This window comes from Caballeronia sp. DA-9, from assembly GCF_051615025.1.
In the GTDB taxonomy this organism is placed as follows: Bacteria; Pseudomonadota; Gammaproteobacteria; order Burkholderiales; family Burkholderiaceae; genus Caballeronia; species Caballeronia sordidicola.
The window spans coordinates 511,996-537,254 of sequence record NZ_CP195131.1; the positions used below are offsets into that span (position 1 = coordinate 511,996).

The window sequence follows — 25,259 nt, forward strand, 5'->3', positions numbered from 1 at the left end:
GCCCCGGCCTGCCTACTTGCCACCAGCCGACGCAATGACCGGCTGGGCGATCCTGACATCGATCAGGGCGTCGATCACCTGGTTCAGATCCGTTCCCGGTTTGACCAACTGCTCCTGGGTAAGAATCGGCGCTGCCGCTTTCAGCGCGTCAATCTGCTTTGTCCCCGGCTGCGGCTGGCTGAAGTCGTTACGGCTTAATTGCAGCTTCGCAACTGGCAGCGACACCTTCGACTCTTCCGAAATAATCTTCGCCGTTTCATCCGGATGCGTGCCGATCCACACCCGCGCATGCTCGTACACCTTCAACACGCGCGCGAGCGTATCCGGGTGTTCCTTGATGAAGTCTTCGCGTGCATTCAGGAATCCATACGTATTGAAATCGACATTTCGATACAAGAGGCGCGCGCCGTCGTCGACTTGTGCGGCAGCCATGTGCGGATCGAGTCCGGCCCATGCATCGACTTGCCCGCTTGCGAGTGCGGTGCGGCCGTCGGGATGCTGCAGATTCACGATCTCCACGTCGTCGCGTGTCAGCCCGGCTGTATGCAGCGCACGCAGTGCAAAGAGAAACGGATCCGTGCCTTTCGTCGCTGCAATCTTCTTGCCCTTGAGATCGGCTACCGATTTGAGCGGAGAGTCCCGGCGCACCACGAGAGCCGTCCATTCAGGACGCGAGAAGATATATACGGCGCGGATTGGATTGCCGTTCGCCCGGCCGAGCACCGCCGCGAGACCGGCGGTCGATCCGATATCGATTGCGCCGCTGTTCAGGTATTCGAGCGCACGGTTGCTGCCAAGGCTCAGAACCCACTTGATCGTGGTGTGGTCCGGCGCGAACTCTTTCTCGAGCCAGCCTTGCTGCCTGATCACCAGGCTTTCGGGCGAATAGTAGGCATAGTCGAGTTTGATTTCCTCGGGCGCGGCCGCCTGCGCGATTGCCGGATACGACACAACCGTGGCGGCGAGCAACGTAACGCAAAGGGCCGCCACGCGGCTGAGAGAATGAAACAGTACTGCGCCCCGGCTGGATTTCATGGACTGGTCCTTAAGGCTTCTTTGAATAGCCCAACAATCTAACGGCGCCAGCCGTTGGAGAGAACCAATTAAAGTTCACAACGAAAGCAGGACGCGGTATATGCCCGCAATGGTTCCGACATTTTTAATTGCGCGGTCAGGTCTATCGATCAAGCAAAACTCCGGCAACCCGGGCCGCGTCGCATCAGGTTCTCCAGCTCTTCTTTAGAAATGACTTTTTATTGGTTCGGCTTTCCATCGGGTTCTCGCATAGTGGTATCTGGTGGCTATAAGCGGTTGCATTCTTCTGCGGATTGTTTGGGCCAACAGGCATAGGCGTCGTGTAGGTTGGCAAAGAGAATATCGGGCGCTACAAACACGAACTGCTCGAGTACGCGACGAGCGTGTTGCAGCCGGTGGCGGGTGTCCGCTTGCTCGGAACCGCGATCGACAAGGCAAGCGTGCTGTCGTTTGTATTGAAGGGTTATGAGGCGGAGAAAGTAGGGCGGGCGCTCAACGAAAAATCCTATGTCCGTGTTAATTGAGTTCGAGCACTTGCATATCGACGTCTGCTGGCGCAGGCACCGCGCGCCATCCCTCGTTCTGAAACCACAACATCCATGCCGAACATCGACACTCCGGGCGCTGAACACCGCTTGCCCACGCTTCCCGATCCAAACCGTATCCAGCATATTTCCGATGACGCACACGCGCTGGATACAGCTCGCCGCCTGGCCCTAATCTTCTCGCCCGGCGCGGCGAGGCGGGATCGCGAACGCCTGCTTCCCTGGGACGAACTTGACCTGTGGTCAGAAAGCGGCCTTGGTGCTATCACCATACCGCGCGAGTACGGTGGCGCCGACGTATCGCTTGCGACCCTGGCCGAAGTATTCGTCATTCTGTGCGCGGCCGATCCGGCGTTGGGGCAGATACCCCAGAATCATTTCGGTGTACTGGGCGTGCTTCGCGAGATCGGTACGCCTGCGCAGAAGCGGCGCCTGTACGACGAGGTCCTGGCGGGGCGTCGTTTGGGCAATGCGGGACCAGAGCGCCGCTCGGCAGAATCGTCCAACATTCTGCAAGGCACTACCCGCCTGCGCACGACCTCCGAAGGACTGCGCCTCGACGGCCGCCGTTTCTACTCCACGGGCGCCTTGTTCGCGCATCGCGTGCCGACCCGCGCAATTGACGACGAGGGTCGCGCGGTCCAGGTGTGGGTGCCAAGGGACGCGCCGGGCCTGACGGTAATCGATGACTGGAGTTCGTTCGGTCAACGGACCACTGCCAGTGGCAGCGTGGTATTCGATCACGTCCCGATCGACCCTCAAGACGTGCTTCCTGTCTGGCAGCTCGCCGATCGACCGGGCTTGTATGGGCCGACCTCGCAATTGATCCAGGCGGCCATAGATCAGGGCATTGCAGAAGCAGCGGTGTCTGATGCCATGTCTTTCGTCCGCGAACGCGCGCGGCCGTGGATCGATTCGGGTCAGGAACGTGCGGTGGACGACCCTTACATCATTGCGGATGTTGGCCGCCTCCAGATAGATCTGCACGCCGCTCGCGAAGTCCTGATCGAAACCGGCCGCGTGCTGGATGCAATCGCGTCGGAACCGGTCGACGCCGGGCTGAGCGCCCGCGCTTCGATAGCCGTGGCCGAGGCCAAGATACTGACCACGCGCATTGCGCTTGCGGCCAGCGAAAAACTGTTCGAACTGGCCGGATCGTCGGCGACGCGTGCGGCCCACAATCTGGATCGTCACTGGCGCAACGCGCGTACTCACACGCTTCATGATCCGGTGCGCTGGAAGACGCATCTGATCGGCAACTACTATCTCAACGACGTGTTGCCCGCGCGGCACTCCTGGAACTAAGCCATGGCATTTTCCCACGCCGAAAGAAGCGCGGCAGCCACGTTGCAAGGTCAGGCGTTCCCCGCACGCCCGGCTCGCGTGCCCGACTTGATTCATGACGACGCGCAGGCGCTGAACGTCGCAAAACGGCTCGCGGATGAGTTTTCAATCGATGCCGCGCTGCGTGATCTTGAACGACGCTTGCCGTGGGTTGAACTCGACGCGTTTGTATCGAGCGGACTTTGGGGATTGACCGTGCCACGCGCCTATGGCGGGGCAGGCGTGAGCAACGGTGCCCTGGCGGAAGTCGTCGCCACGATCTCCGCTGCCGACGGATCGCTCGGGCAGATTCCGCAAAACCACTACTACGCGCTGGAGGTTTTGCGCGTGGGTGGAACGCACGCTCAGCGCCGCTTTTTCTACGAGCGTGTCTTGGCGGGCGAACGTTTTGGCAATGCGCTTGCCGAGATTGGCCGGAAGGACTTCAAACGCCGCACGCGGCTCACGCGTGCGCCCGGTGACTGGTATATCGATGGACAGAAGTTTTATTGCACTGGCGCCCTGTATGCGCACTGGATCCCCACGCTCGTTGTCGCCGACGAAGACGGCCAAGACGTCACTTACCTCGTCTTCGTGCCACGCGCGGCGCAAGGCGTGAGCGTGACCGACGACTGGGACGGCTTTGGCCAGCGTGTGACGGGCAGCGGCTCGGTCGAGTTCAAGCGTGTTCCGGTACAGCCCAAGTGGGTCGTTCCTTTCCAGACATCGTTCGAGCGTCCCACCACGATCGGTCCCTTCGCGCAGATCATCCATGCGGCCATCGACCTGGGGCAGGCTCGGGGCGCATTTGCTGCCATGGTGCCGTTTATCCGCGAGCGGTCCCGGCCCTGGATCGATGCAAAAGTCGCGCATGCCGCCGCTGACCCGCTGACTATCGCCCAGGTCGGCGAACTCGCGGTGCAGATCCGGGCGGCAGAGGCGCTGGTCCGGCGAGCCGCCCGTGCAGTCGATGCAGCCCAGGCCGATCCGACGGAGCGTTCGGTGGCGAAGGCTTCCATCGCCGTTGCCGAGGCCCGGGCGCTCACGACCACAGCTTCCCTTGATGCCGGCTCGCGCCTGTTCGAACTTGCGGGAACGGCCGCCACGCTCGACGGCCTTGGCCTCGACCGTTTCTGGCGCAATGCACGCACGCATACCTTGCATGATCCGGTGCGCTGGAAATATCACGCCGTGGGCAACTTTTATCTCAACGATAAGCTGCCGCCCCGGCATGGCGCGTTGTAACCTGATGCGTCTGGTACATCTATCGCGCTTACCGGCCAAGCACGGAAATAAACGCCGCCGTTTCCGGATGCTTCGGCCGGGCGAAGACCTCTTCCGACAGCCCCGACTCGACCACCGTGCCGCCGCTCAGGAAAACGACTTCGCGGGATATCGATGCCGCGAGACGCAGGTCATGCGTCGCAAACAGCATGGTCATCCCTTCTTTGGCAAGCTGGCTCAATACATCGATGACTTCGGCCGCAAGTCCAGGATCCAGTGCCGAGGTTGGCTCATCGCATAGAAGAATGTCGGGAGACGGCGCAAGCGCCCGCGCGATCGCCACGCGTTGCTGCTGTCCACCGGACAGGGTGACCGGCCACGCGTCGGCCTTTTGCGAAATGCCCACCTTCTCCAGAAGCACGCCCGCGCGTGCACGCGCGCGCTCCCTGTCCCATCGCTGAACAGTAATCAGGCCTTCCATCACGTTCTGTATCACGGTGCGATGCGGGAATAACTGAAAGTTCTGGAACACCATGCCCGTCTTGCGGCGAATCCTTAGCACCGCTTCGCGAGAAGGCTGTTCGGTACGGCTGAACTCGATCCGTTCGTCACCCAGTCTGAGCGACCCTGCTTCAGGCACTTCAAGCAGGTTCACGCAACGCAGAAGCGTGCTCTTGCCGCTTCCCGACTGCCCGATAAGCGCCGTTACCGTGCCCTGCGCGATTGTCAGGTCGACCGACTTGAGCACCTCGTGCGCGCCAAAGGACTTCTGGATTTTTTCAAGCGCAATCATTATTGGCTCCGCTTGAAAAGCGCATGTTGACCGAGTCTTCTTTCGAGCCGGACCTGGGCCGATGACAGCACAGAACTGAACACGAGGTAGATCAAGGCCGCTTCCGTGTAAAGGATGAGCGGTTCATAGGTGACCGATGCAATCCGCTGGGCCGCCTGAAAGATCTCGGGGACTGTCAGAACCGCTGCGAGCGAGGTGTCCTTGACGAGCGCAATGAAGGCGTTAGCGAGCGCGGGCAGTGCAACGCGCGACGCCTGCGGCATGATGGTTCGCCGCAGCGCTTGCGTGCGTGTCATGCCCATTGAATACGCTGCTTCCCATTGTCCGGTGGGAATCGACTCGATCGCTCCGCGGATCACTTCCGAGTTATATGCACCCACATTCAGCGTGAAGCCGATGATCGCGGCGGTCAACGGATCAAGCACAATGCCGACGCTTGGCAGACCGTAGAAGATCACAAAGAGTTGCACAAGCAACGGTGAACCACGAATCAGCCATACGTAGAATTGTGCAACCTTCACGGCCCATCGCGGCCCAAAGAGCCGGATGAGTGCGACCGTGAAGGCCAGCGCCAGGCCAAGCGCAAACGATGCGATCGTGAGCGGCACTGTGAACACGAGCCCTGCGTATAGAAGCGGCCACAGTGACTCGCCCATCAGATGCAGCCAGGCCGGCATATCACGAATCCCTGAAAGGAAATGGTGGCGAAGCTGATCGCGATGTTACTTCGATACGTCCCGGCCAAAATACTTCTGCGAAATTTGCTTGTAGGTTCCGTCTGCCTTGATATCGGCAAGCGCCTTGTCGATGGCGGCCAGAAGCTGCGGGTTGCCCTTCGGAATGATCACGCCGGAATACTCGCTGTCGGCTGAATCACTGATGGCCGCGATCTTTACCTTCGCATCCGGCTTGTGTTTTTTAAAGTCGAGAAAGGACAGGCTGTCGTTCACGGTCGCATCCACGCGGCCGGAGGTCAGCAGGTCGATCGATTCGTTGAAGCCCTGCACGCCCACTACCTCAGCACCATGATCCTTGGCGATCTTCCCGAAGTTGCTGGTGAGCGTGTTGGCGGACTTCTTGCCTTTCAGGTCGTCGAAGCTCTTGATGGAGGTATTGTCCGAACGCACGATCAGCGCCGCGTGTGAGGCAATGTACGGAGTGGAGAAATCATACTTGGCCTTGCGGGCGTCGGTGATGGCCACTTCGTTGATGACCGCGTTGTAGCGGTCGGCATCGAGCCCTGCGATCAGGCCGTCCCACTTGCCTTCCACAAACTCCGGCTTCACGCCGATGCGCTTGGCGATCGCCTCGCCTATTTCAACGTCGAAGCCTGTGAGCTTGCCCAATGCATCGTGGTACGTGAAAGGCGCATAGGTCCCCTCGGTGCCGATCTTGATGACACCGGCGCTCTTGATGCCCGCCAGGTCGCCCGCCGCGAAGGCGCTTGAAAGAGCGGTCAACTGTACGACGCCGGCCAAAAGCAGGCACTTGAGAATGTTCATGTTAGCGACTCCTTAAAAGCTCGATTGTTGATTATTCGCTTTTCGGCAATTATCGCCAAAACGCTTCGGCGCGACTGTATCAAGGCGCGGTGGTTTCACAAAGCACATCCACGCCGAAGGTAATGCGTAAATCGGATAAACGACGCTTGAACGGCAGGGTGGCGGTGTATGCATGCATGCGTTGCAATATCGTTATTCCCGCAGTGCAACGGTGTTTATCGGAACAATGAGTGGCACGGCGCAGTGCGCGAATGATCAGATCATCGATGTCTGAAAGGCGCTAGAGATTGGCGCATCCATAAGCGGTTCGACGGCGTAACCACTCGATTAGGTTGCTCGTGGCAGGACATCGGGTTGCTCGGGCTCGAAGAAGATTGTCTCTGCCAAATATTCCTGGGGACCGGATGCGTTGAAGCGGTCTCGCGGACGTTCGCGATTACAGGGCATACGTCATGATTACTCATCCAAAGAGGTTGGCTCTTGCAGGCGTCTTCATCGCTGCGCTTGCCGGTACCGTTTATCTGCCGCGACTGATGCAAACCGCCCTTCATCACGATCAGTCCGCAAGTGATGGCGACGATAGTTCTGCGGCGGATATCCGTGACATGCTGCGTACGTCCGGCAACATGTCAAAGGATGCGCCTCCCGATCCATCGCCAGCGCGAATTCTTCAGGCGGTTCGCGACAGCCTGCACCGCAACGACCTTGCGTCAGCAGACGTGCTGCTGCGCGCGGCGCGCGCGCTCGACATCAACAACCCGCAAGCTATCGCGCTCCAGCATGACCTTGATGCGCGAATGCCGCTGACGCACACGGCGCCGCCTGCGGCGCTTGCAAAGGGGGAGCCCACGATTCAGCAAGCCGAATCTCGGCCCGTTCCTCGGACGTCCCGCGTAATTAATCGAGCCGGGCCAGCACGCGAACGGGCGAACCGCGTGCCACTTCGCGCACGCAAATCTGGCGATATCCGGGCCGGCGCTGTAGTAGCAAGGAACTCGCCAGTCGAACCGGTAGTTCGGATTCGGGAGCAGAACGAGAAATCCGCATCTTCGGATGCGGTGACATCCCGAGACGATGCTGTAAATAAAGTCATGCCTGAAGTCGCACCAGCGCCAGCGCCTGTGATTGCGGCATCACCGGTCATGCAACGGACCATTCAGCCTGAGCCCCAACCCATGCAACCGATACAACCGCCGCAAGGCCCCAAGAGCCGCGAGCAGGTTCGCGCGGAACTCGAACGCGCTCGCACCGACGGCAGCCTGCCGCGCTTCGGCAATCCCGATCCTGCCGGCCCAGGCGTTACAACGATTTTGAAGGCGCTGCTGGAGACGCCCAACCATTAAGCCGCCACCCGAACCGAAGCCCGATTTCTTCGTTTCCTTCGAGTGCGCATCCAGCGCTGACATGGCTGCAGGCCACCAATGTTGTTGCCCGAGGTGTCGCCATGCGTTGGGGAGAGCGGAAGCGGTAAGACCGTCATGAGACACGCAATGGTCCTCGTTAGTCCGGTGGCGAAAGCAGTAATACGAGGACTTATCACGAACGCTTTTCTGTAAAAGCTACCGTCGGAGCTAAAAGGCGTCGAGCGTTATGTAGCGAAAGTTTATACGTGAGAGAAAGTAGTTATTCCGAAAGGCCGAATTGGCGGGCAAATTCCGAGGCTGGCATTGGTCGACCGAATAAATAGCCTTGTGCGGTTTCGCAGCCTTTCTTGCGCAAGCGCGCGCTTTGCTCTTCTGTTTCCACGCCCTCGGCGATGACCTCCAACCCAAAGCTGTGGCCAAGATAAAGGATGGCTCGAACGATCGCCGCGTCGGCGCTCGACTCGCACATTCCCCGAACGAAGGTCTGATCGATCTTGAGCTTCGTCAGGGGATAGCGCTTCAACATGCTCAGTGAAGCGTAGCCCGTCCCGTAGTCATCGAATGCAATCCCCACCCCGTCGTCGCGAAGCTCCCGCAGGGGTCCGATCATCTGGTCGTCGTGACGCAGGATGATGTTTTCGGTAATCTCCAGCTCCAAGGCTGACGCGGGGAGTCCCGTTTCGATCAGCGCCGCGCGGACCCTGCTGGCGAGATCGCCTGTGCGAAACTGGGCGCCAAAAAGATTGACGCCCATTCGGAATTCAGGCGAGCCGTGTGCGCGCCACTGAGCGGCTTGATTGCACGCGGTTCGAATGATCCAGTCGCCCATTCGAGGAGCAAGATACCCCGCCTCCAAGGCGGAAAGAAACGCGCCGGGACCGAGCAACCCCTTTTCAGGGTGACGCCATCGCAGCAACGCTTCAGCGCCGATTAGCGCGCCATCAGAGAGCCTAACTTGTGGCTGGTAATAAAGCTCAAATTCATGGTGTTCGAAGGCCCTCAGTACTTCACTCTGATAGGCTCGCTTGTCGGTCGCCGCTTCGCGCAGTCCTGTCTTATAGAAACGGTGGCAGTGCCGGCCTTCGGCTTTGGCCTGGTAGAGGGCCAAGTCCGCACTGGACAGCAACTCCCGCACGCTCGACCCATGCTCCGGACACATCGCAATGCCAACGCTTGCACCGATGTTGATTGCCTGCCCATCAACAGTAAGGATGCGCGATAGAGATTCGATAACGGTGTCGGCGATTTCGGCCGCACGGGAGCCACTGACCGGACCCGGAATGAGGATGGAGAATTCGTCGCCGCCCATGCGCGCGACCGTATCAAGAGCCCGCACCGACGATTCCAGACGACGAGCCACGGTTACTAAAACGGCGTCACCCGCGGAGTGGCCCAGGCTGTCGTTGACATCCTTGAATCCGTCAAGATCGACCATCATGACGCAAGCAGCGCTTTGATCGCTTAGTGTCTGTTCCACGCGAGACCTGAACATCGTGCGGTTGGCCAATCCAGTCAAGGAGTCGATGTGGGCAAGCTGGAATAGTCGTTCTTCGTTGGTACGGCGCTCGGTAATGTCGCGCAAGATCGCGCCGAAACTCGGGCGTCCGTTCTCTCGCCACATGGAGGCGGACAACTCGACAGGAATACTGGCGCCGCTCGCAGCATGAACGTTGAGTTCGATGGTGCGTCCCTCGATCAAGGATGCGCCCGCTGTCGCTAATTCGTGTACCCGATTAATCAATTCCTGGGGAGCGATGAGATCAATGCTGCGCCCGAGGATATTTTCCGCGCGATAGCCGAGCAACCGATCGGCTGCGGGGTTCCAGAAGGTCACCAAGCCCTGCTGATCCGCACAGATAATCGCGTCCGGAGACGTCGCGGCAATGTTCTCAAAGCGGGACTGACTTGAGCGGCGGGCAAATTCCAGGCGGCGAACCTCGAGCTTGTCGAGCACAAGCGCAGCGAGCTCTGAGAGATTGCGACGCTCGCTATTACTAAATGCGTCTCTCGGTTCGGTGTCGATCAGGCAGAGCGTGCCCAGCGCATAGCCGAGCGTGTTGCGAAGCGGCGCACCGGCGTAAAACCGTATGTGCGGTTCACCGGTAACCAGGGCATTATTACAAAAGCGGGAATCCTTCTGGGCATCGAGGATGACCATGATCTCGTCGCGCAGGATCGCATGGGCGCAGAACGAGACGTCGCGGGATGTCTGGCATACGTTGAGTCCCACACTCGCGGCGAACAACTGGCGCTGGGCATCAACCAGTGAGACAAGCGCGACCGGCACGCGGAAGATGCTTTGGGCCAAGTGAACAAGGCGATCAAAGCCCGGGTCACCGAGTGTCGCGTCGATCGAGTATTCGCGAAGCGATGCAAGTCTCGCTTCTTCGTCAGAGCCAATTAATGTGGAGTCCATGGCAGTTGTTCACCTGCTTTGTAAGAATGAAGCTCATTTGGCGGTCTGGCTTCGCCGCGAAGTGGTGAATAGCCTGGACTTCTAGCTTTGATAACGGCAAAAACGTTTGTGCTTTAGGCGCCGTGCCTCATATCAGGGGGCACCTTGGGGCGAGCGCTGCGGGACGATGGTGGCTCGTCGGGGCCCCAACCCGACGGATCGTCGTGCCACTCGTAGTCGTCGAGGTCGGCTTCGGCGCCGTGTTTGGGTACCAACCAGGCCAGAAACGTCGCAAGCACTATGACGCCGAGTATCACTATGACCTTGATCAACATCGCTTCCCCTATTGTTGCCCATACGAAATCCGTAATTCGTATACAAAAAGAGAGCAAGTTTGATGCTAACGAGCTTCGGTGATAACCCTTTGTGCGCTCTTTGGGTCGTGCAAGGTTGGGAAGGCGGTAACGAGCGGCCGTCAGCGGCCCCCGATGGAGCCGCCGCGCTGCCGAGTCACGGTCTCACCACGCTGGCCGAAGTTCCCAAATCAGCGCGACCATCACCACGGCTGCAGCACCGACTAGGACCACGCCGTCCGGTTGATGGAAACAGCCCTAAATCCCTTGAAAGCCAACGTTCACAAGGCGGGATTCGTCGCGTGCGTACATGCTCAAAGTTCATATCCCAGCTAGTGCTACGTGATAATTCGTAATGCGAAGTAATTGACCACTAAGGAGAGTTTGGCCTATGGCGATCACCCTACGGAGCATCAGGCAAGGCGTCGAAGATGAAGCAGCGTCGTTTCCTTTCGTAAAATAGCGCGTGAAAGAAAACCCGATGTGAAAAAACCGGATTTTAGCCAGAAAACGCGGGGCGACGGATTATACGCGTAGTGGTGGCTCTTTGTTGCCGATCATTCATCCCGATACCGGAAGCTGGCCGCGCGTGGCAAGAATGCCAACACCACGGTCGTGGCCGTCGCCCGTGAACTGTCAGGCTTCATCTGGGACATCGGGCGCCTGGCGATGTCGCTCGCGTTGCCACGTAGCACAGGGGCAACTTGATTGCGAAAGACCACAGCACTCACCCGATGCTCCACCAGTTTCCTGAAGGCGGCGTAGCCCGGTTACTCGAGTAACCCGCGGCACAACCCCGCAACGGATATCACCCGATTTGCGGCTTAAGAATGCGGCAGGCTCATGAGACGGTCCTCTGTAATGCGGTAACCAATCCGCGGATATCAGGATGATTCACCGTCGAGATTTACTGCTACGCCGCCCTCAGGGAATTCATTTGCGCATAAGAAACATACGAACCACATATTCCGATTGACACGAAAAGTCATATCATTTGTGGGTTTCGGAGACTCTGGCCCTACCGCCGAGTTCACGAGTTTTGAATTCAACCGTGGGAGTGTCCGAATCCGGTGATCTATCAATGCATTCCATGGCGCACTAGAGTCCGCACGCCTTTGACGTCGCAACTGACCGCGGAGGTTTCGTGGAAACGTCCAATGCACGGAGACGTATTTCGGCACGGCGATGGCGACGTGATGGTGGACGGAGTTACTTTGCACGCGACAGCTCGCACCCCCAATTATCGGGGTACCGCGAACAAGGCGTTTGCGATTGTCTTTCTATCGAAAGACCGAGTCCGCGTTTGAGGCCGCTGACTTGGTACCGTTTCCCGGCAAGGTAGACCGGCCCGCCGGCGATGGCTATGTGGCCCAGGGACACGAGACTCATTGAAGTCCGCGGGCAGGGCCGCGCAACAGGTATCAAATAGCGATGCAGAAACACTGGCCCGGATATAAATGCAAGCAGAGAAAGCCTTGACCCCATCGGTCGCGTCGACCTGCTGCGAGGACGCGACGATTTATATCGTCGGTCGAGCCAAGCGAGTGTAAGTTTATCTTGATCGACAAGGTATCTGTGCCGCCCTTTGTGTCGCTGCCATCTCGGCCACAATTTGGACATTTACCGTCGACGCTCAGGTTGTCAACAAATAAGTGCTCGTATATTGGCTAGCCAGGGCCGTCGCTGGCGGCCGCCAAAAGTGGCACGACCAGATCGCTGATCGGCGTCGGGATGCCGCGAGATCGACCGCATCGCTGCACGACCCCGTTCCGGCTGTCCCATTCGAGGGGGCGGCCGGCCTGTCGGTCGGCGAGGATGGAAGTGCCTAGATCGGCCGGCGAACTGTGAAATCCATCGATGATCTCTTGCGGAACTCCGTCGTTCAGTGTCGCGCCCTCCGCACGAGCAACCTCAAGACATTCCTGTAGGTAGGCTAGCGATAGGTTGGTGATGTCGGTCCGGGAAAACATGCCGGCCCGGCGACCTGTCAGAACCATTAAACCTGCGACAGCGTTCTGTAGGAGCTTTCGCCACGCGACGGACGTGAAATCCGCCGCTACGTCGACCGAACATCGTGTGCCACGCAAAGCCGCGAGCACTACGCTGGTCGCCGGCGTGTCCGGCAAGGCGAGGCGTGCTTTGCCGCGTAGCCACACCGAGCCGTCCGGTTCGCGTTGAGCAGGAAACCACACCACCGAGGGCAGCACTGGGCCGCCGGACAAGTACGGCGCGAAGAGCGTTTTCTGCTCAACGCCGTTTTGCAGCACGCAGACAACGGTCTTCGCACTGCACAACGCAGACAGCCACGGTGCTGCTGCCTCCACTTGTGTCGACTTGACCGCGACGAAAACGAGATCGAACGTGTTCGCAATCTCGGCCGGATCAATCCGCACGGGCCCTGGTACAGCGACACGGCCGCCGTCGAAGCGCAGTTCCAGTTGCTCGCGCGCCGAGCGCCCGCAAATGGTCGGCGAACGCCCGACCTCGTGAAGCGCCGCCGCCATAGTTGTGCCGATTGCCCCCGGACCGACGAGGGCGACGGTTGGATTTTCAGACATCTTCATCATTTCCATTTTGTCCTAATTGTCTTTTGCTGCCCTGACAGCCATGCGGCTTCATCAGCTTAATCGCTATATCGCCCCGCACGATAGGAGGTTGCTTTTCGGTTACTCAGTCGTAGTTAAGTGATCTAATCAATCGACAACCAAGCTCAGTTATGTCGAACTGCGAGCACGATAGCCTAGGGAAGGACGGATTGACGGGTCGTTTTGCATGAGCTTGCGGCGACTGGTCGAGGCGTTGTGCGTCCGGGCTGTAAGCATCGCCAGCTTTGCGGCCTTTGGTCACAGTCTTTCCTCGGGTGCCAGATGCGAGCGCAGTGCGATCGCCAGCGGAAAGATTGCTAACGCGGTCAGCGCAGTGGCGAAAGTAGCGCAATGTAAGCCGATCCGGTCGCCAAGAAAGCCATAGATGACCGGTGAGATCGCACCGGACGCTATCGTCCCCGTATAGAACAACGCGAATGCGCGCTCGGTACGCTCGGGAGCGGCCATTTCCGGAACTGTTCCATAAAGCACGGAGGACGTGCCGTTGAGCATCATACCTAGGAACGGCAGCAGCATCATGGTGAGCACCAGCGGCAAAAATATCACGGCGACAATGCAGGACGCCGTACCGCCCTCGGTGGTCAGCACCGTGCCTATCACTCCCATGCGTGCGCCAAGCCAGCCGCAAGTGAACTTGCCGGCAGCGCCACCTATAAAGACAAGCGCCAGCGCAGTCCCCACCATCGACGGCGAGACACCTTTTGCCTTGAGCAAGAACGGCAAGAAAGTGAGCAGCCCCATCCGCACGGCCGTATCGAGCACACCAATCGCGAGCAGCATGGAAAAACCCTTTCCCGTAGTGCTGCGTCCGTGGGCGGGCGCATCGACGGCTCCGGGCGCGGCGCGCGATATCGACGGGAAAAACAACGCAATGACCGCGGCAATCACGCAGCCCAATACGGACACGATCCACAACGCATGACGCCACGGCATCATGGTCACGAGCAGCGAAATGGCAGCCGGCAGCGCGGATTTGCCGAGATCTCCGGAAAAATTGTAAGTGCTCAGCGCTCCTCTGGCATTGCGCCCGTAGGTACGTGAGACGGCGCCCGACGCGATCGGGTGTTGCGTGCTTGAGCCGCTGCCCGAAATCGCCAATGCCACACACAGGCCGAACAGGCCGCCCGACATTCCTGCAACCGCATAGCCGAGTGCGGCCGACAACGTACCGAGGGCCAGCGTGGTTCGGCTGCCTAGCCACTGAGCCAGGCGTCCGGCAGGCAGTTGGAGCGTGGCCATCGTGCCGGCATAGATACCGCGCAGGATGGCGAGGGCGGCGAAATCAAGACCAAAGTCCGACTGCCAGACAGGTAGCAGCGCATAGATCATATCTGTGTAGCCATCGTGCATCGCATGGGCGACGCACGAGAGCCACAACACGCGCGATTTTGATGGGGCAAGCGGCTGGGCAGTCGAATCGACTTCCTGTTCGGGCAGCGGGGAAAAAACGGGCAAGCGCATATCAATCCTCTTGTTGCGAGGCGACCCGCAAAGGCGCGCGGTGGCGCGTTCAGGCTCTATATGGCAATTTTATGTCTGGACCACATTGCATTCAATTGAGCTAATATCGCGTCAACGGAGAGAAAAAGTCACGTCATGGGTAGAGACACTGACACTACGAAAGACCGGGGTAGGCTGCCGCCACTTAACGGGTTGCGCAACTTCGAAGCGGTAGCCCGGCATGGGAGCTTCGCCGGCGCCGCTACTGAATTGCACGTCACCCACTGGGCCGTTGGAAAGCAGATCAGGTTGCTGGAAGACTGGTTCGGGTTGCCCTTGTTCGAACGCCGCCCGCGCGGCGTTGTGCTTACCGACGAAGGCGCTGCGCTCTTGAACGATGTGAGCAACGCGTTCGAGCGCCTGGGCAGCGCGGCGGCGCGGTTGCGCCACGAGGAATTTACGCGGCGGGTGTCCGGCATCGTGCGTGTGAACGTGCTGGCAAGTTTCGCGCTGTGCTGGCTGCTGCCGCGTCTGGCCGACTTTCAGGCGCGATATCCGGACATCGAGGTGCGGGTATCGACCACATCGCGCAAGTTACGCTATATCGGCGATGCCTTCGACATCGGGGTTCGCTCGGGAACCGAACAAGGCGCTGGCGTCGTGTCGCGCGCGCTGATGGCCGACTTGCGTCTGCCCGCCTGCAGCCCTGCACTGCTGCGCCAGCGCCCGATTAAGGACGTGGCGGATTTGCGCCATCAAACCCTGCTGCATTCCGCCAGTACTCGCGCAGCGTGGTCGCACTGGCTTCGGGAGGCCGGCGCGCCCGAGCTGCAGGCTGCCCGTCATGCCGAGTTCGACCATGTGAACCTGCAACTTGCCGCGGCCGTGGAAGGTCTGGGTGTAACGCTCGCGTCGCTGCCGCTGATAGGGCGCGACATTGCATTGGGGCGCCTCGTGTGTCCGATTGCCGCGCCAACATGGCGCGCCGCAGACTACACGCTGGTGATTAATCTTGATCGCAGCGGCGATGACGCCGTCAAGGCATTTGAGCAATGGATCACGATGGTGGCCAGCCAAGAGGCCGCACCCTTCGAGCTTCATTAGGCCGTAGAAAGCGAGCCGGCGGTCTTCTATTCACGAATACTTCCAAGGGAGATATGAGTGACGACCTTACAGCGTATCCGCACGGGCCGGACGCCGTAGGATTCGTCTAAAGGCTGGGGTACCGGCAACACATGGCAACTGGGGTTTCGAATGTTGCCTAGGGACGCACGTTTTAAACTGTTCCTGGCTCGTGATAATAACGAACGGCGACAACGCTTGGTCTCGTATCAACGAAATTGAAGCTTGTGTGGCATCGACCTACGAGTGGCGTTCATTGCATGGCTCAATTCCGCAAAAATGAATGGCCGCTTTTGAGAATCTTGAATGATGGCAACGGGTCGAGAAGACCCACTCGCCAATGACCAAGGTTCACACTCGTTGACACCTAGTTGGGAATCTCGGCAAAGCAACCTGGAAGGGCCGTACGTCCATAGTCGGCCGCCGCCGGCTTAGGCCGACCCCCGGGCGGCTGACTCAGTCGCCACGCCGACCAGATCGAAAGCGCCACACGCGTCAGCGTTTTTGGTCCTTAGCCGTCATTGTTGTTGCAGTATGGGTAGGGTGTGTCCTGGAAGAATGGGAGTCAAACCTGGCGGCGCTTTGCGGGCAACTGTTGGAGTAGGCTGCCTGCAGCGCCGACAATGTTAATGCGAGAATGTGGGAAGCTGTTCATGAAGCAGGCCCGGGTTGAGTTTTTAGTATCGCATGCAATTCCCGGGTTGAGCGACCGCTTCTGGGCTTACGCGTCCTGATCGCAAGCGCTTTGCAACGGCTAGCCGCCAAGTTTCCGACTCCCTGCGATTTTAGCGCCTGCACAATTCTTCATAGCGTAAAGGAAGTCCCACGAATCATGAGACCGGCGCATTAAAGAGGCGGCTTTCCCGCATGCTATATGCAGCTTGCAATCGATTCCGCATCAGTCCATTCGCAGACTCGCTGTTTTCGCGTCTGCGAATCCGGTTTTTGAGAGACGCAAACGTATCTATTTGGTCGGCCAGCGCCAAGCGCGTGCCTCGAGGGCGTGCGTTGGCTGACCAGCCACGCGCCCTCTAAACGGCATTGTCAACTTGCCGAGGGTGAGGCAGCACAGCCGCGGGTGTGTCGACAGATCAGAAAGCAGTTGACGGAGTTTGGGAGTGCTCGGTGAATTCGCGCCATGCAACAAACCGGGCTGCGAGTTGTTTTCGATAAAGTGAAGCGCACAGCAGATGCCGCTTGAGTGCAAAATGTTGGCGGATCGGCCCAAAGCACGAGAGAAATTTCTGTGTACGTTTCGGGTCGCGAAAGCCGCGCATGCGACGCTCTCGTTCGCGTGTTGGTTGGTGGCTGTTCTCGGCCCGATTGTTCAATCGGGCCGCCGCTTTGACAAAAATGTGCTTCACGTTCGCAAGTTCCGGGATCTCGGCTTTTGCCACCGGATAGCTGCGTAACCGGTCGGTGACGATCTTGCGCGGCACAGGGCTCGAACGCAGCACACGTTTGAAGAAGCGTTTGGCAGCGGCTTTGTCGCGCCGCTTTTCCAGCAGAATGTCGAGTTCGGCACCGTGCTCATCGACCGCCCGCCACAACAGATAAGGCTCGCCGCGCAAAGTGACGAACATCTCGTCAAGGTGCCAAGTACTACCCGGCCTGCGGCGCGCGGCTTTGACTCGATGCGCAAAGCCCTTACCAAATTTGTCGCACCAGCATCGGATCGTCTCGTAGGTCACGATCACGCTGCGCTCGAACAGCAACTCTCCAATGTCGCGCAGACTCAACTGGAAGCGAAAATACCATCGAACAGCGCAGCTGATGACACCCGCCGGGAAACGGTGACCATGATAGAGCGATTTCGATTTCTTCATCGCATCATCTTATCCGACACGTAACGCAACCTGACAACACCGTCCGCCGCGAGACAAGCGGTGCTGCATATCCGCTGGCAGGGCAGCGCGTGTAGTGATATCACCGTGGACTTGCCCAAGCCGGCTGCCGATGCGATGCGTTCCCCGCCGCGTTCGTCGAGCGGGTGCGCGAACTATCGCAGCATCTGCCTGACCGGCAAATCGTGGCGCACCTCAATCAGGAAGGCATACGCAGTTCTACTGGCAAATCGTTCACGCTTGAAATGGTCAAATGGATCCGCTACCGGTATCGAATTGAAGTAACCTGCTTCAAGCGGCCAGACGAGCTCACGGTACAGCAGCTCGCTCATCGGCTGCATGTCAGTCCACACGTCGTGTATTACTGGATCGAGCGTCAGGTAGTCCAGGCCCGCAAGCTCGATGGGCGGGGCCCGTGGTGGGTTACGCTGGATGCCGCAAAGGAACGGCAACTAAAGGATTGGGTGCGCACTTCAGGGCATCTACAGCGGCAACATTCCAACACTCAACTGTGAGAGGTGCATTATGAGATCACTGTCGGAATTCCCAGTGGACGCTTCTTGCCGTTACTCTTGGGAATGTAAACACGTCGCAGCGGCATCGCACGATAGTTGCGATGTCGAAGCGATGTCATCCCGTTCCACCTGGCCGCCGGGGATGACCATATCCTGCCGTCAACCCCTGGCGTTCTCTTACCGCGATTCTCCGTCACCCGCTTCACGGCCAGCATCTTGCCGCTATACGAGCGGGTCAGCAGACGTTGCAACGCTTGCACCTTGCCCCATCGGCCTTCCCAGGTTGCCTTGGCGATACGCACCTGAAGTCGTTTCACGTCTGCCTCCATGTGCGACCAGTTCGCCTGATCCCACTTCTGCGCAGCGCGCGAGGACGCACCGGCCCCGGTCGCTTTCGCGTCGGGCGATGTCTCAGCCCGTATCCCGTCCATTACAGCCGGGCATTCGCTTTCTCCGCATTCCTTTACCCACAGCGCCAACAGCGTTCCTTGCGGTTCGCCTGCCATTGCTGGCGACACCATGGACTTACCCTGTTCCGCATGAGTTTCCGAGCGGGGCGGACCTTCTGCTTCGCCGGCGGTGTTCCTGTCCATGATGGTCCAGTCTTCGAAGACCATTCCTCACCCAGGGTCAGCCCTATGAATTTGCGTTGAATTGGCCTCGATGTCACGTCGCTGTTGCGCATTATGCGTAAATTGAGCTAGAAACAGATAATACGTTCCGTAATCCGCTATTCATCTTCATTTCACGTGGTTTTCATCACTTCCCATCGTGCGGGCACGGCTCCGGAGTAAAAATTTGAATCCTTATCTTTTCCATTTCTCGACCGACGCCTATTCCGAGGACCAGCGATTCGACGTATGGCGAGATGAAGTCAACGCGATATTCGACGTGGGCATCGAAAAACCCGCTGCTCAGAGGTTTAACTACAAATTGTCGACTGGATACATCGGATCTCTGTTAATGGGATGCGGCACGTGGGCTGGCGAAGATGATCCTGTTGCATATAGCGTCAAACGCCCGTCCCAAATGATCCGCCGGGACGGACTCGATCATTTTTATCTCTGCCTCGGCATTACCCATTCGATATCCGGGTATGCCGCCCGGGCGACGATCAATACAGAGCCGTCGAAGATTTATATCCTTGATCTCGCGCGCGAGCTGGATTCGGAAATCGTTGCCGGTGATACGATCATATTAACCATCGCACGTGATCTTCTCGAGCCGCGCATCAAGTCCGCAAATCTGCACGGCACCGTGCTGGAAGGCCCGCTCAGCGCGCTGCTGGGTGATCACATGCATGCGCTGCGCCGGCAATTGCCAAGCTTGTCGCCAGCGGAGATGCCATATGTCGAGCGGGCAACACTCGCCATGGTCTCGGCTGCTCTCGGCCCGTGTATTGCAACACTGGCCGACGCGGAAAACGAAATCAATCAAACGGTATTTACCCGGGTACGGCGGTTTATTGATGCAAATCTGCAATCCACCGATCTCACACCGTCGCTTATTTGCCGTGATGTCGGTATATCCCGTGCGCAGCTTTACAGATTGTTTAGTCGTGAATCCGGCGTTGTCTCGTACATTCAACAACGCCGCCTCGACAAAATCCGCCAGATACTCGAAAGTCCTGCGGGCGCTAGTTACCGCATATCCACTCTTGCCTTCGAATACGGTTTTAAAAGCGAATCACACTTTAGTCGAATCTTTCGAAATGCTTTCGGTTATTCACCACGCGAAGCACGCGATCGCGGTTCGTCAATGGAAAAATCCGGTTCAACTGCCGCCAATAACGCTCAATACGCCGGCTCATTAAAAGAGGTACTTGGAAAGCTTGATTGATTCGTTGCATTTGAGACGCTCAGGCAGGTTTTGGAGACAGTGAGGCAAATTGGATTGACACGTCACTGTTACCATTTTCTCGCCTTATTCGTCAGGCGTTAGACGCAACGAACAGCAATCGATAATCAAAGCGCATCGGGGATCAAGATGAAGTCTCGCTGGCTGGCCCTGTGCGCCGCCCTGGCGCTCGCAGCGTGCGCCCAAAACCCATCGCACAGCGATCAAGTCCGGATCTGCGACGACCAGGGATGCAACAACCGCCCCAAAAGTCAGGTGTCGTTCGAAGCATCGGGAAATGGCGATACCGCCGATAACGATGGCCGTATCACCGCATTGAAATCGGCGGCGCAAAAAGAACCGCGCGCGGCCTATGACCTAGGCCTCAGATATTTCCGCGGCGATGGCGTACGGCAGGATAGCTATCAGGCGCTCGTGTGGATGAGAAAGGCCGCTGAAGGCGGCGATCTCGAAGCGCAAAAAGCGCTGGGAAATTTTTATTTGTTCGGCCTCGAAGAGATGGGATCCGATCCCCGCGAGGCCGAGAAATGGCTGCTGATTGCATCGGGGCGAGGCGACGCTGAGTCGCGCAAACTTCTTGAGCAAGCAAGAGCTGCGAAGAAGTCAGAGGAGACCTACTACAAATGGCAAACCGAATGGCGAGCTGTCTATTACGGCTACTGGTCGTCTGGCTATCCGTACTACGGTCACTGGCAGCAACATAGCTGGTACGGATATTAAGCCTCCCTTTTTAAACGACGTGCGTCGGCTTCATGCGAGGCCGGCGGGTCGCGTGCCGATCACTCACAACGCATCTAATAACATGACTCTCAGTTCACAATTTCCCGGCGTGAAGAAAGTGCTTGCGGTCCTCCTGACTGCATCGATGAGCGCGTGCGGCGGCATGGTATCCACGGGCGGACAAAGCGCGGGCGTCTCGGGCGCAGCGGGCGGCGCGACGAGCGCCGGCGCCGATGAAACCCTCGAACGCTGCACCGCACCGCTGGGCACGATTGCAGTCGACGACGGCCGCAATGCGGACTGGTTCGGACCGTTCGGCAGTGCGACGCAGGTGACATCGATCGATCCATTGCTGCGGCTCGCGGTCCAGCAATCGAACTGCTTTGTGATTACATCGATCGGCAATCAGAAATCTGATGCCCGCCTCTCGCGCATCACGTCCTTGCAGCGCAATTCCGGGGAATACAGGGCCGGGTCGAAACAGCAGAAAGGACAGCGCGTCGCCGCTGATTACTACATGGAACCGCAGATCGTCATCAACGACTCGGCCATTGGCGGTGTGACGGGCGTGCTCGGCGGCCTCGTGGGAAATGCCGCAATCGCCAAACTTGCCGGCGGCATGCAGAGCCGGGCGTCCGTCGTGACCCTGACGCTTTTCGATGTACGCTCGGCCGTCCAGATTTCAGCGGCCGAGGGCAACGCAACGGCGACCAACTACGGCGCGGCTTTGTCGGGCCTCGGCGGCGGCGCTGCAGGCGGTCTGGGCGGTTTCTCGAAGACGCCGGAAGGCAAGGCCACGGTGGCGGCGTTTATCGATGCCTACAACAAGATAGTCGTCGCGCTGCGCAGCTACAGGGCGCAGGACGTTCAAGGCGGCCTTGGCCGAGGCGGTCAACTCAAGGTCAATTGAAGACCAAAGAAGATCAACCGAATTGCCGGAGAGTGCCGTGCCGGCATGCCTGAGAGGAGCGTTGTGATGAAAAGCCGTATAAAACGGTTGTTGAAGTTTGCAAGCGTCATCTTGATTCCCGCAATGGCGCTCAGGACTTCCCTTCCATCCCGCGCGCTCACGGCGGAGGACCAGACGGAGGTTCAAAACTTCACGCTCACCGACGACTTCGTCAAGCGCTTCGAAGCGGCCGCGGCCGAAGGTGGCGCGCGGTCCGAAGAAAATGGGTTCTGTCGTGCTAATGAGCTCATGTAAATCGTGGACCGAAATTGAGACGGGTGCGATGAGCATGACGGGCAAGACATTATCACCAGAGGTTGGGAAGGTACTCAAACGACTGCACTATCCGTTGGATGCGATCATGTTGTGTGTGCGGTGGTAGGCCTTAAGCTTCTCGCGCAGCAAATCGCGTTCGACTGTCACCACACGCAACTCACCCTTCATGGCAGCGAATTCTGCGCGCAGCGCCTGCAGTTCGTCGGTAAAGGATGAGAATGGTGGGGGTATCGCTGAGTTAGACCGTAAGCGCGAATTTATGCACACCGCGGTGAGCCGACGCGTGGGTCTAGATCATGCAGTGGCTAATGCGTCGCGCGGCTTGGCAACGTTGAACGGCAACAGATCGCTGATATCGGCATCCCCTGCACGCTGCGGTAGGTCGGTTAGCACGCGAAGCAGATAGGTGTACGGTTCAACGTTGCACGCGCGGCACGTTAGCATCAGGCTATAGATGATGGCGCTCGCCTTCGCCCCGGCGACGGTGTCACTGAACAACCACGCCTTTCGCTTAGAGAAGCAATTCCATAAGCGAAACTATCGTCACCTCGTTGTTATGGAAAGTTCTATCGGGACGGTTGGAGCAGACTGCCGCTTTATCGACGAGAAGGTCAGCGTGCTGATCGCCGGTCCATGTGGAACGGGCAAGTCCCATCTCGCGCAGGCACTGGGTCATGCGGCCGCCCGGCAGGGACACGACGTCCTGTTCATGACCCAGACCCGGCTTCTCGGCGCGCTGCGCAACGCGCAGGCTGGCGGCTCCTACGAACGGCGCTTCCAGGCCCTTGCCAAGGGGCCACTGCTCATCATTGACGATTTCGGACTGAAACCCATGCGTACGCCCGAAGATGAAGACTTCCACGATTTGATCGCCGAACGATACGAACGCACATCCACCGTCCTGACCAGCATTCTTGATTTTACGGAATGGGGGGATGCGTTCGCGACCAACAAAATGCTCGGCGCCGCAACGCTTGATCGCCTGCGACATGCCGCGTACCGCGTCGTGCTCGACGGCGAGAGCTACCGCGTTCCACGCCCGATGCCCGAGAGCAACAAATCAGCACTTGCGAAAGGAGGTAAAAACAAGGATTCTTGATCCCCGTTCGAGCCCCGAATCAGGCGCCTTTCGCTGGCGCCATTACGCCGAAAACACCCGGCTCCTTTATGGCGAAAGGCAACACTGGCAGACCACGACTATTGATCAATTCATCGAGATTCTCGACTCTTACATCCGGTGGTACAGTGCGACACGTGTCGCCGTCTGCCGCGCGTCAAGCGGCATGCACTAGGCGGTAAAGCTCGTTTTTGTCTTGTCACGCTTCGCAAGGTAACGCGTTGCCGTGACCTGCTGTACGGCCAGTAGTTGCCTAGTTGGACAGGCGTGGCGGGTAACTGCCGGGTCTGAAGCTCCAACGACAACGTGCTCGTCGAAAGACACCGCATTTGGTGACGATTTGTGGTGACGCTGCGAGCCGCAATGTGGCGTCGAGGCAAGGCAAGTTCCGCATGCGCAACAGACGTGAATCGTCGATAAACCTCGTGACGGATAGTGGGCCGAAGCGGCTAATGGGCCCAGACCAAAAGGTATGCAGCCGGTTACTCCCTTTGTACCCGGGGGTACGTCGTCATCATGCTGCCGGGGAATAGACGGGCGCTAAACGGATAAGCCCGAAAGCATCCGGGTTGGCAGAAACGGGAACGTGGTAAGTCCAATTGTCCGCCCGAGTCAGCAGTTTGACTTGGGCAGGAGACCCGCAAGGGGATCTGTTGGACAAGTGGATAAGAGAACGCGGAAAAAGCGAATGACGGGCGGTAATAGTCCGTATAGGGGTTCAGGATTTGCCCTAACCCGAAAGGGTGCAGACTTCCGCGTGGTGCAGTTGTCGCAGGTCCACGTTTGAGATTCATCGAGGGGAAGCTTGTGAGAGACCGGTATCGTCACGGTTCAGCGCCCTTCGTCTCAGCGATGAGACGAATCAACGATGTGATGCTTGCGAAGGGCTCGTGCCGTTAGCGAGACCGGCGTCAGCGCGACGCTTAATGCTGTGCTCGAGCGCAGTGCGGTGAAAGTCGCATGCTGCGTTCTTCGGGGGCCCCGTCGTCGTAAGACGGTGGGGCTACCCACTACGAAAAGCGGATCAAAATCTCGCTGGGCTCACTTAGCCCAGTTGAGTACCGGAAAAGTCTGGGATTTGTCGCTTAAACAGTCCAAGTTTTTATCCGCACCCCCCGTGGGTCAGGATTCCGTGCAAACCAACACACTTCGGTCCGAGATTCAAAACGATGTAGCTGCTGTTAAAGAGGCGTTGCGATGACGCGTGCTGAACAAAACCCTTCTCAAAGAGAGATTCTCGCCCGCATGGCGGCTACTCGCGCGGAGCTGGTGGCGTCCAATCACGTCACCTCGTTGGTCGGCAAGCCACGCCGACAGGTTTTGCCAACAGACATCCAACAAGGTCCGGTGTTTCTGCAAACGCCCTACGCTGGCCTTATAGCTGCCGGGCTGATCGTGGGGACGGTTTTAGGACCGGGACAATTGGTGCGCGCGGCGGCCCGGCGAGGCTTGGTTCCCTGGATTGTCGGCACAGTCCAAGGCCTGCTTAGTCGGTAATCGAGGGTAATTACTTACCTTAAGGTCGAAGCGTCGACGGCGCAAACCTGCGGGGCTGCGAGAGTTTTCGGAATGTTTCTATTGCCGTATTCCGTAGTGGGTTCGCCGGCGCGCCATGCTCTGCCCTGATGACCCTGTAGTCGACCTTTGGTGGAGACGTGCAAGGCGGTGAAGCTTGCCTTTTCTCTACCATCAATCGAAGGCGTAACGAGAATGAAGCCCTTTGGCCATCTTGAGATTACTCGATGGTCTGTCAGTGTTACTCTTCGGCGGCTGTTTTTGTATGCAGCACGTCTAAGTGCACGTCAGTGTTCGGCAATGGCGGAGCGATGACACGCCACGTGTCCAAAGCGTGCTTAAGTGCCGGCCATGTGATCGGCTTATACAAATACCCGTCGAATGCTTCGAAGTCCTCCGAGACCAAATTGGTGCGTCCTGTCACGGCAATCATGCAGGCGTCCTGAGAGGCGCCCTGCGCGCGAAGCGTTCGACACAACTCGAGGCCGTCGCCGTCGGGCAAATTGATGTCGCACAATATAACGTCGAATGGCTCGTTCGCGGCGAGTCGGAGCGCGGCTCTTGCAGTATTCGAGACCGTAGCCGTGTGTGCCATCTCGGCCACGACTGTCGCCATGGTCTCGGCCGATTCGATATTGTCGTCAACGACCAAGATATTCATGTGAACCTCTGTGCATGGACAGGGACACTCAATTCAAAGCAATATGAATGCCCAAATTTCCCACGTACCGGAGGCATCCATTGCAATGCCAAAAACAACTGAT

At 58.5% G+C, this 25,259-nt stretch carries 20 protein-coding genes and 4 pseudogenes; 13 read left to right on the forward strand and 11 right to left on the reverse strand.

Going from position 1 to position 25,259, the window contains the following annotated elements:
- Positions 1–12 precede the first annotated feature (12 nt).
- Positions 13–1,035: an aliphatic sulfonate ABC transporter substrate-binding protein gene (locus ACRWA7_RS02310; RefSeq protein WP_082850576.1), complete on the reverse strand. Its 1,023-nt coding sequence runs from the start codon at positions 1,033–1,035 to the stop codon at positions 13–15.
- A 326-nt stretch (positions 1,036–1,361) separates the two neighbouring features.
- Between ACRWA7_RS02310 and ACRWA7_RS02315 the strand changes: the two are divergent.
- The 3 genes and pseudogenes from ACRWA7_RS02315 to ACRWA7_RS02325 form a co-directional block, all read left to right on the forward strand.
- Positions 1,362–1,538 (forward strand): annotated as a pseudogene (locus ACRWA7_RS02315) (aminotransferase class V-fold PLP-dependent enzyme); the annotation flags it as partial.
- A 96-nt stretch (positions 1,539–1,634) separates the two neighbouring features.
- A complete protein-coding gene (locus tag ACRWA7_RS02320) occupies positions 1,635–2,885 on the forward strand; it encodes an SfnB family sulfur acquisition oxidoreductase (protein ID WP_060857489.1) in 1,251 nt (416 codons plus the stop codon).
- Between the two features lie 3 nt (positions 2,886–2,888).
- Positions 2,889–4,148: an SfnB family sulfur acquisition oxidoreductase gene (locus tag ACRWA7_RS02325; protein WP_438390884.1), complete on the forward strand. Its 1,260-nt coding sequence runs from the start codon at positions 2,889–2,891 to the stop codon at positions 4,146–4,148.
- A gap of 28 nt (positions 4,149–4,176) precedes the next feature.
- Here ACRWA7_RS02325 and ACRWA7_RS02330 read toward each other — a convergent pair whose 3' ends face one another.
- Genes ACRWA7_RS02330 through ACRWA7_RS02340 form a run of 3 tightly spaced genes read right to left on the reverse strand, consistent with a single transcriptional unit; the run spans position 4,177 to position 6,422 of the window.
- The gene (locus tag ACRWA7_RS02330) at positions 4,177–4,920 is read right to left on the reverse strand and encodes an amino acid ABC transporter ATP-binding protein (protein WP_060857488.1); all 744 of its coding nucleotides are present in this window, start codon (positions 4,918–4,920) and stop codon (positions 4,177–4,179) included.
- Positions 4,920–5,597, reverse strand: a complete 678-nt coding sequence (locus ACRWA7_RS02335) for an amino acid ABC transporter permease (RefSeq protein WP_438390885.1) — start codon at positions 5,595–5,597, stop codon at positions 4,920–4,922. The genes ACRWA7_RS02330 and ACRWA7_RS02335 overlap by 1 nt, the downstream gene beginning before the upstream one ends.
- A 45-nt stretch (positions 5,598–5,642) precedes the next feature.
- The gene (locus ACRWA7_RS02340) at positions 5,643–6,422 is read right to left on the reverse strand and encodes an amino acid ABC transporter substrate-binding protein (RefSeq protein ID WP_438390886.1); all 780 of its coding nucleotides are present in this window, start codon (positions 6,420–6,422) and stop codon (positions 5,643–5,645) included.
- Positions 6,423–6,874: 452 nt separating this feature from the next.
- On the opposite strand from ACRWA7_RS02340, the gene ACRWA7_RS02345 reads away from it, so the two are divergent.
- The gene (locus tag ACRWA7_RS02345; RefSeq protein WP_438390887.1) at positions 6,875–7,765 is read left to right on the forward strand and encodes a DUF4148 domain-containing protein; all 891 of its coding nucleotides are present in this window, start codon (positions 6,875–6,877) and stop codon (positions 7,763–7,765) included.
- Positions 7,766–8,045: 280 nt separating this feature from the next.
- On the opposite strand, the gene ACRWA7_RS02350 is transcribed toward ACRWA7_RS02345, so the two are convergent.
- A complete protein-coding gene (locus ACRWA7_RS02350) occupies positions 8,046–10,202 on the reverse strand; it encodes a putative bifunctional diguanylate cyclase/phosphodiesterase (RefSeq protein ID WP_438390888.1) in 2,157 nt (718 codons plus the stop codon).
- An 899-nt stretch (positions 10,203–11,101) separates the two neighbouring features.
- Between ACRWA7_RS02350 and ACRWA7_RS02355 the strand changes: the two are divergent.
- Positions 11,102–11,242 (forward strand): annotated as a pseudogene (locus tag ACRWA7_RS02355) (IS110 family transposase); the annotation flags it as partial.
- Between the two features lie 959 nt (positions 11,243–12,201).
- On the opposite strand, the gene ACRWA7_RS02360 reads toward ACRWA7_RS02355, so the two are convergent.
- Both ACRWA7_RS02360 and ACRWA7_RS02365 read right to left on the reverse strand, forming a co-directional pair.
- The gene (locus ACRWA7_RS02360) at positions 12,202–13,098 is read right to left on the reverse strand and encodes an oxidoreductase (protein WP_438391032.1); all 897 of its coding nucleotides are present in this window, start codon (positions 13,096–13,098) and stop codon (positions 12,202–12,204) included.
- Between the two features lie 279 nt (positions 13,099–13,377).
- Positions 13,378–14,601 (reverse strand): MFS transporter, encoded by a 1,224-nt coding sequence (locus tag ACRWA7_RS02365; protein WP_438390889.1) that lies wholly within the window; start codon positions 14,599–14,601, stop codon positions 13,378–13,380.
- Positions 14,602–14,736: 135 nt separating this feature from the next.
- Between ACRWA7_RS02365 and ACRWA7_RS02370 the strand changes: the two genes are divergently transcribed.
- Positions 14,737–15,684, forward strand: coding sequence for a LysR substrate-binding domain-containing protein (locus tag ACRWA7_RS02370; RefSeq protein ID WP_438390890.1), 948 nt, complete (start codon positions 14,737–14,739; stop codon positions 15,682–15,684).
- A 1,109-nt stretch (positions 15,685–16,793) separates the two neighbouring features.
- Here ACRWA7_RS02370 and ACRWA7_RS02375 read toward each other — a convergent pair.
- Positions 16,794–17,528: an IS6 family transposase gene (locus ACRWA7_RS02375; protein WP_438390891.1), complete on the reverse strand. Its 735-nt coding sequence runs from the start codon at positions 17,526–17,528 to the stop codon at positions 16,794–16,796.
- Positions 17,529–17,692: 164 nt separating this feature from the next.
- On the opposite strand from ACRWA7_RS02375, the gene ACRWA7_RS02380 reads away from it, so the two are divergent.
- A complete protein-coding gene (locus ACRWA7_RS02380) occupies positions 17,693–18,061 on the forward strand; it encodes a hypothetical protein (protein WP_438390892.1) in 369 nt (122 codons plus the stop codon).
- An 8-nt stretch (positions 18,062–18,069) separates the two neighbouring features.
- On the opposite strand, the gene ACRWA7_RS02385 is transcribed toward ACRWA7_RS02380, so the two are convergent.
- Positions 18,070–18,678, reverse strand: a complete 609-nt coding sequence (locus ACRWA7_RS02385; RefSeq protein ID WP_438390893.1) for a reverse transcriptase N-terminal domain-containing protein — start codon at positions 18,676–18,678, stop codon at positions 18,070–18,072.
- Between the two features lie 181 nt (positions 18,679–18,859).
- Between ACRWA7_RS02385 and ACRWA7_RS02390 the strand changes: the two genes are divergently transcribed.
- The 5 genes and pseudogenes from ACRWA7_RS02390 to ACRWA7_RS02410 all read left to right on the forward strand — a co-directional run.
- Positions 18,860–19,900 (forward strand): helix-turn-helix domain-containing protein, encoded by a 1,041-nt coding sequence (locus ACRWA7_RS02390; protein WP_438390894.1) that lies wholly within the window; start codon positions 18,860–18,862, stop codon positions 19,898–19,900.
- 147 nt (positions 19,901–20,047) lie between these two features.
- Complete coding sequence (locus ACRWA7_RS02395; protein WP_438390895.1) at positions 20,048–20,638, forward strand: tetratricopeptide repeat protein; 591 nt, start codon at positions 20,048–20,050, stop codon at positions 20,636–20,638.
- A gap of 82 nt (positions 20,639–20,720) precedes the next feature.
- On the forward strand, positions 20,721–21,548 hold the full coding sequence (locus tag ACRWA7_RS02400) for a hypothetical protein (protein WP_438390896.1): 828 nt from the start codon (positions 20,721–20,723) through the stop codon (positions 21,546–21,548).
- Positions 21,549–21,614: 66 nt separating this feature from the next.
- Positions 21,615–21,842, forward strand: a complete 228-nt coding sequence (locus ACRWA7_RS02405; protein WP_438390897.1) for a hypothetical protein — start codon at positions 21,615–21,617, stop codon at positions 21,840–21,842.
- 28 nt (positions 21,843–21,870) lie between these two features.
- A pseudogene (locus tag ACRWA7_RS02410) lies at positions 21,871–21,966 on the forward strand (IS6 family transposase); the annotation flags it as partial.
- A 191-nt stretch (positions 21,967–22,157) separates the two neighbouring features.
- Here the strand turns inward: ACRWA7_RS02410 and ACRWA7_RS02415 are convergent.
- Positions 22,158–22,373, reverse strand: a pseudogene (locus ACRWA7_RS02415) (transposase domain-containing protein); the annotation flags it as partial.
- Between ACRWA7_RS02415 and ACRWA7_RS02420 the strand changes: the two are divergent.
- Positions 22,318–22,962: an ATP-binding protein gene (locus ACRWA7_RS02420; protein ID WP_438390898.1), complete on the forward strand. Its 645-nt coding sequence runs from the start codon at positions 22,318–22,320 to the stop codon at positions 22,960–22,962. The pseudogene ACRWA7_RS02415 and the gene ACRWA7_RS02420 sit on opposite strands and share 56 nt — an antisense overlap.
- A gap of 1,774 nt (positions 22,963–24,736) precedes the next feature.
- On the opposite strand, the gene ACRWA7_RS02425 is transcribed toward ACRWA7_RS02420, so the two are convergent.
- Positions 24,737–25,147, reverse strand: a complete 411-nt coding sequence (locus ACRWA7_RS02425) for a response regulator (RefSeq protein WP_438390899.1) — start codon at positions 25,145–25,147, stop codon at positions 24,737–24,739.
- Positions 25,148–25,259 lie beyond the last annotated feature (112 nt).

Excerpts from the sequence above, each read along its gene's own strand:
- ACRWA7_RS02310 (WP_082850576.1), bottom strand. The coding sequence starts at position 1,035 with ATGAAATCCAGCCGGGGCGCAGTACTGTTTCATTCTCTCAGCCGCGTG.
- ACRWA7_RS02320 (WP_060857489.1), top strand. The coding sequence starts at position 1,635 with ATGCCGAACATCGACACTCCGGGCGCTGAACACCGCTTGCCCACGCTT.
- ACRWA7_RS02325 (WP_438390884.1), top strand. The coding sequence starts at position 2,889 with ATGGCATTTTCCCACGCCGAAAGAAGCGCGGCAGCCACGTTGCAAGGT.
- ACRWA7_RS02330 (WP_060857488.1), bottom strand. The coding sequence starts at position 4,920 with ATGATTGCGCTTGAAAAAATCCAGAAGTCCTTTGGCGCGCACGAGGTG.
- ACRWA7_RS02335 (WP_438390885.1), bottom strand. The coding sequence starts at position 5,597 with ATGCCGGCCTGGCTGCATCTGATGGGCGAGTCACTGTGGCCGCTTCTA.
- ACRWA7_RS02340 (WP_438390886.1), bottom strand. The coding sequence starts at position 6,422 with ATGAACATTCTCAAGTGCCTGCTTTTGGCCGGCGTCGTACAGTTGACC.
- ACRWA7_RS02345 (WP_438390887.1), top strand. The coding sequence starts at position 6,875 with ATGATTACTCATCCAAAGAGGTTGGCTCTTGCAGGCGTCTTCATCGCT.
- ACRWA7_RS02350 (WP_438390888.1), bottom strand. The coding sequence starts at position 10,202 with ATGGACTCCACATTAATTGGCTCTGACGAAGAAGCGAGACTTGCATCG.
- ACRWA7_RS02360 (WP_438391032.1), bottom strand. The coding sequence starts at position 13,098 with ATGAAGATGTCTGAAAATCCAACCGTCGCCCTCGTCGGTCCGGGGGCA.
- ACRWA7_RS02365 (WP_438390889.1), bottom strand. The coding sequence starts at position 14,601 with ATGCGCTTGCCCGTTTTTTCCCCGCTGCCCGAACAGGAAGTCGATTCG.
- ACRWA7_RS02370 (WP_438390890.1), top strand. The coding sequence starts at position 14,737 with ATGGGTAGAGACACTGACACTACGAAAGACCGGGGTAGGCTGCCGCCA.
- ACRWA7_RS02375 (WP_438390891.1), bottom strand. The coding sequence starts at position 17,528 with ATGAAGAAATCGAAATCGCTCTATCATGGTCACCGTTTCCCGGCGGGT.
- ACRWA7_RS02385 (WP_438390893.1), bottom strand. The coding sequence starts at position 18,678 with ATGGTCTTCGAAGACTGGACCATCATGGACAGGAACACCGCCGGCGAA.
- ACRWA7_RS02395 (WP_438390895.1), top strand. The coding sequence starts at position 20,048 with ATGAAGTCTCGCTGGCTGGCCCTGTGCGCCGCCCTGGCGCTCGCAGCG.
- ACRWA7_RS02400 (WP_438390896.1), top strand. The coding sequence starts at position 20,721 with ATGACTCTCAGTTCACAATTTCCCGGCGTGAAGAAAGTGCTTGCGGTC.
- ACRWA7_RS02405 (WP_438390897.1), top strand. The coding sequence starts at position 21,615 with ATGAAAAGCCGTATAAAACGGTTGTTGAAGTTTGCAAGCGTCATCTTG.
- ACRWA7_RS02420 (WP_438390898.1), top strand. The coding sequence starts at position 22,318 with ATGATGGCGCTCGCCTTCGCCCCGGCGACGGTGTCACTGAACAACCAC.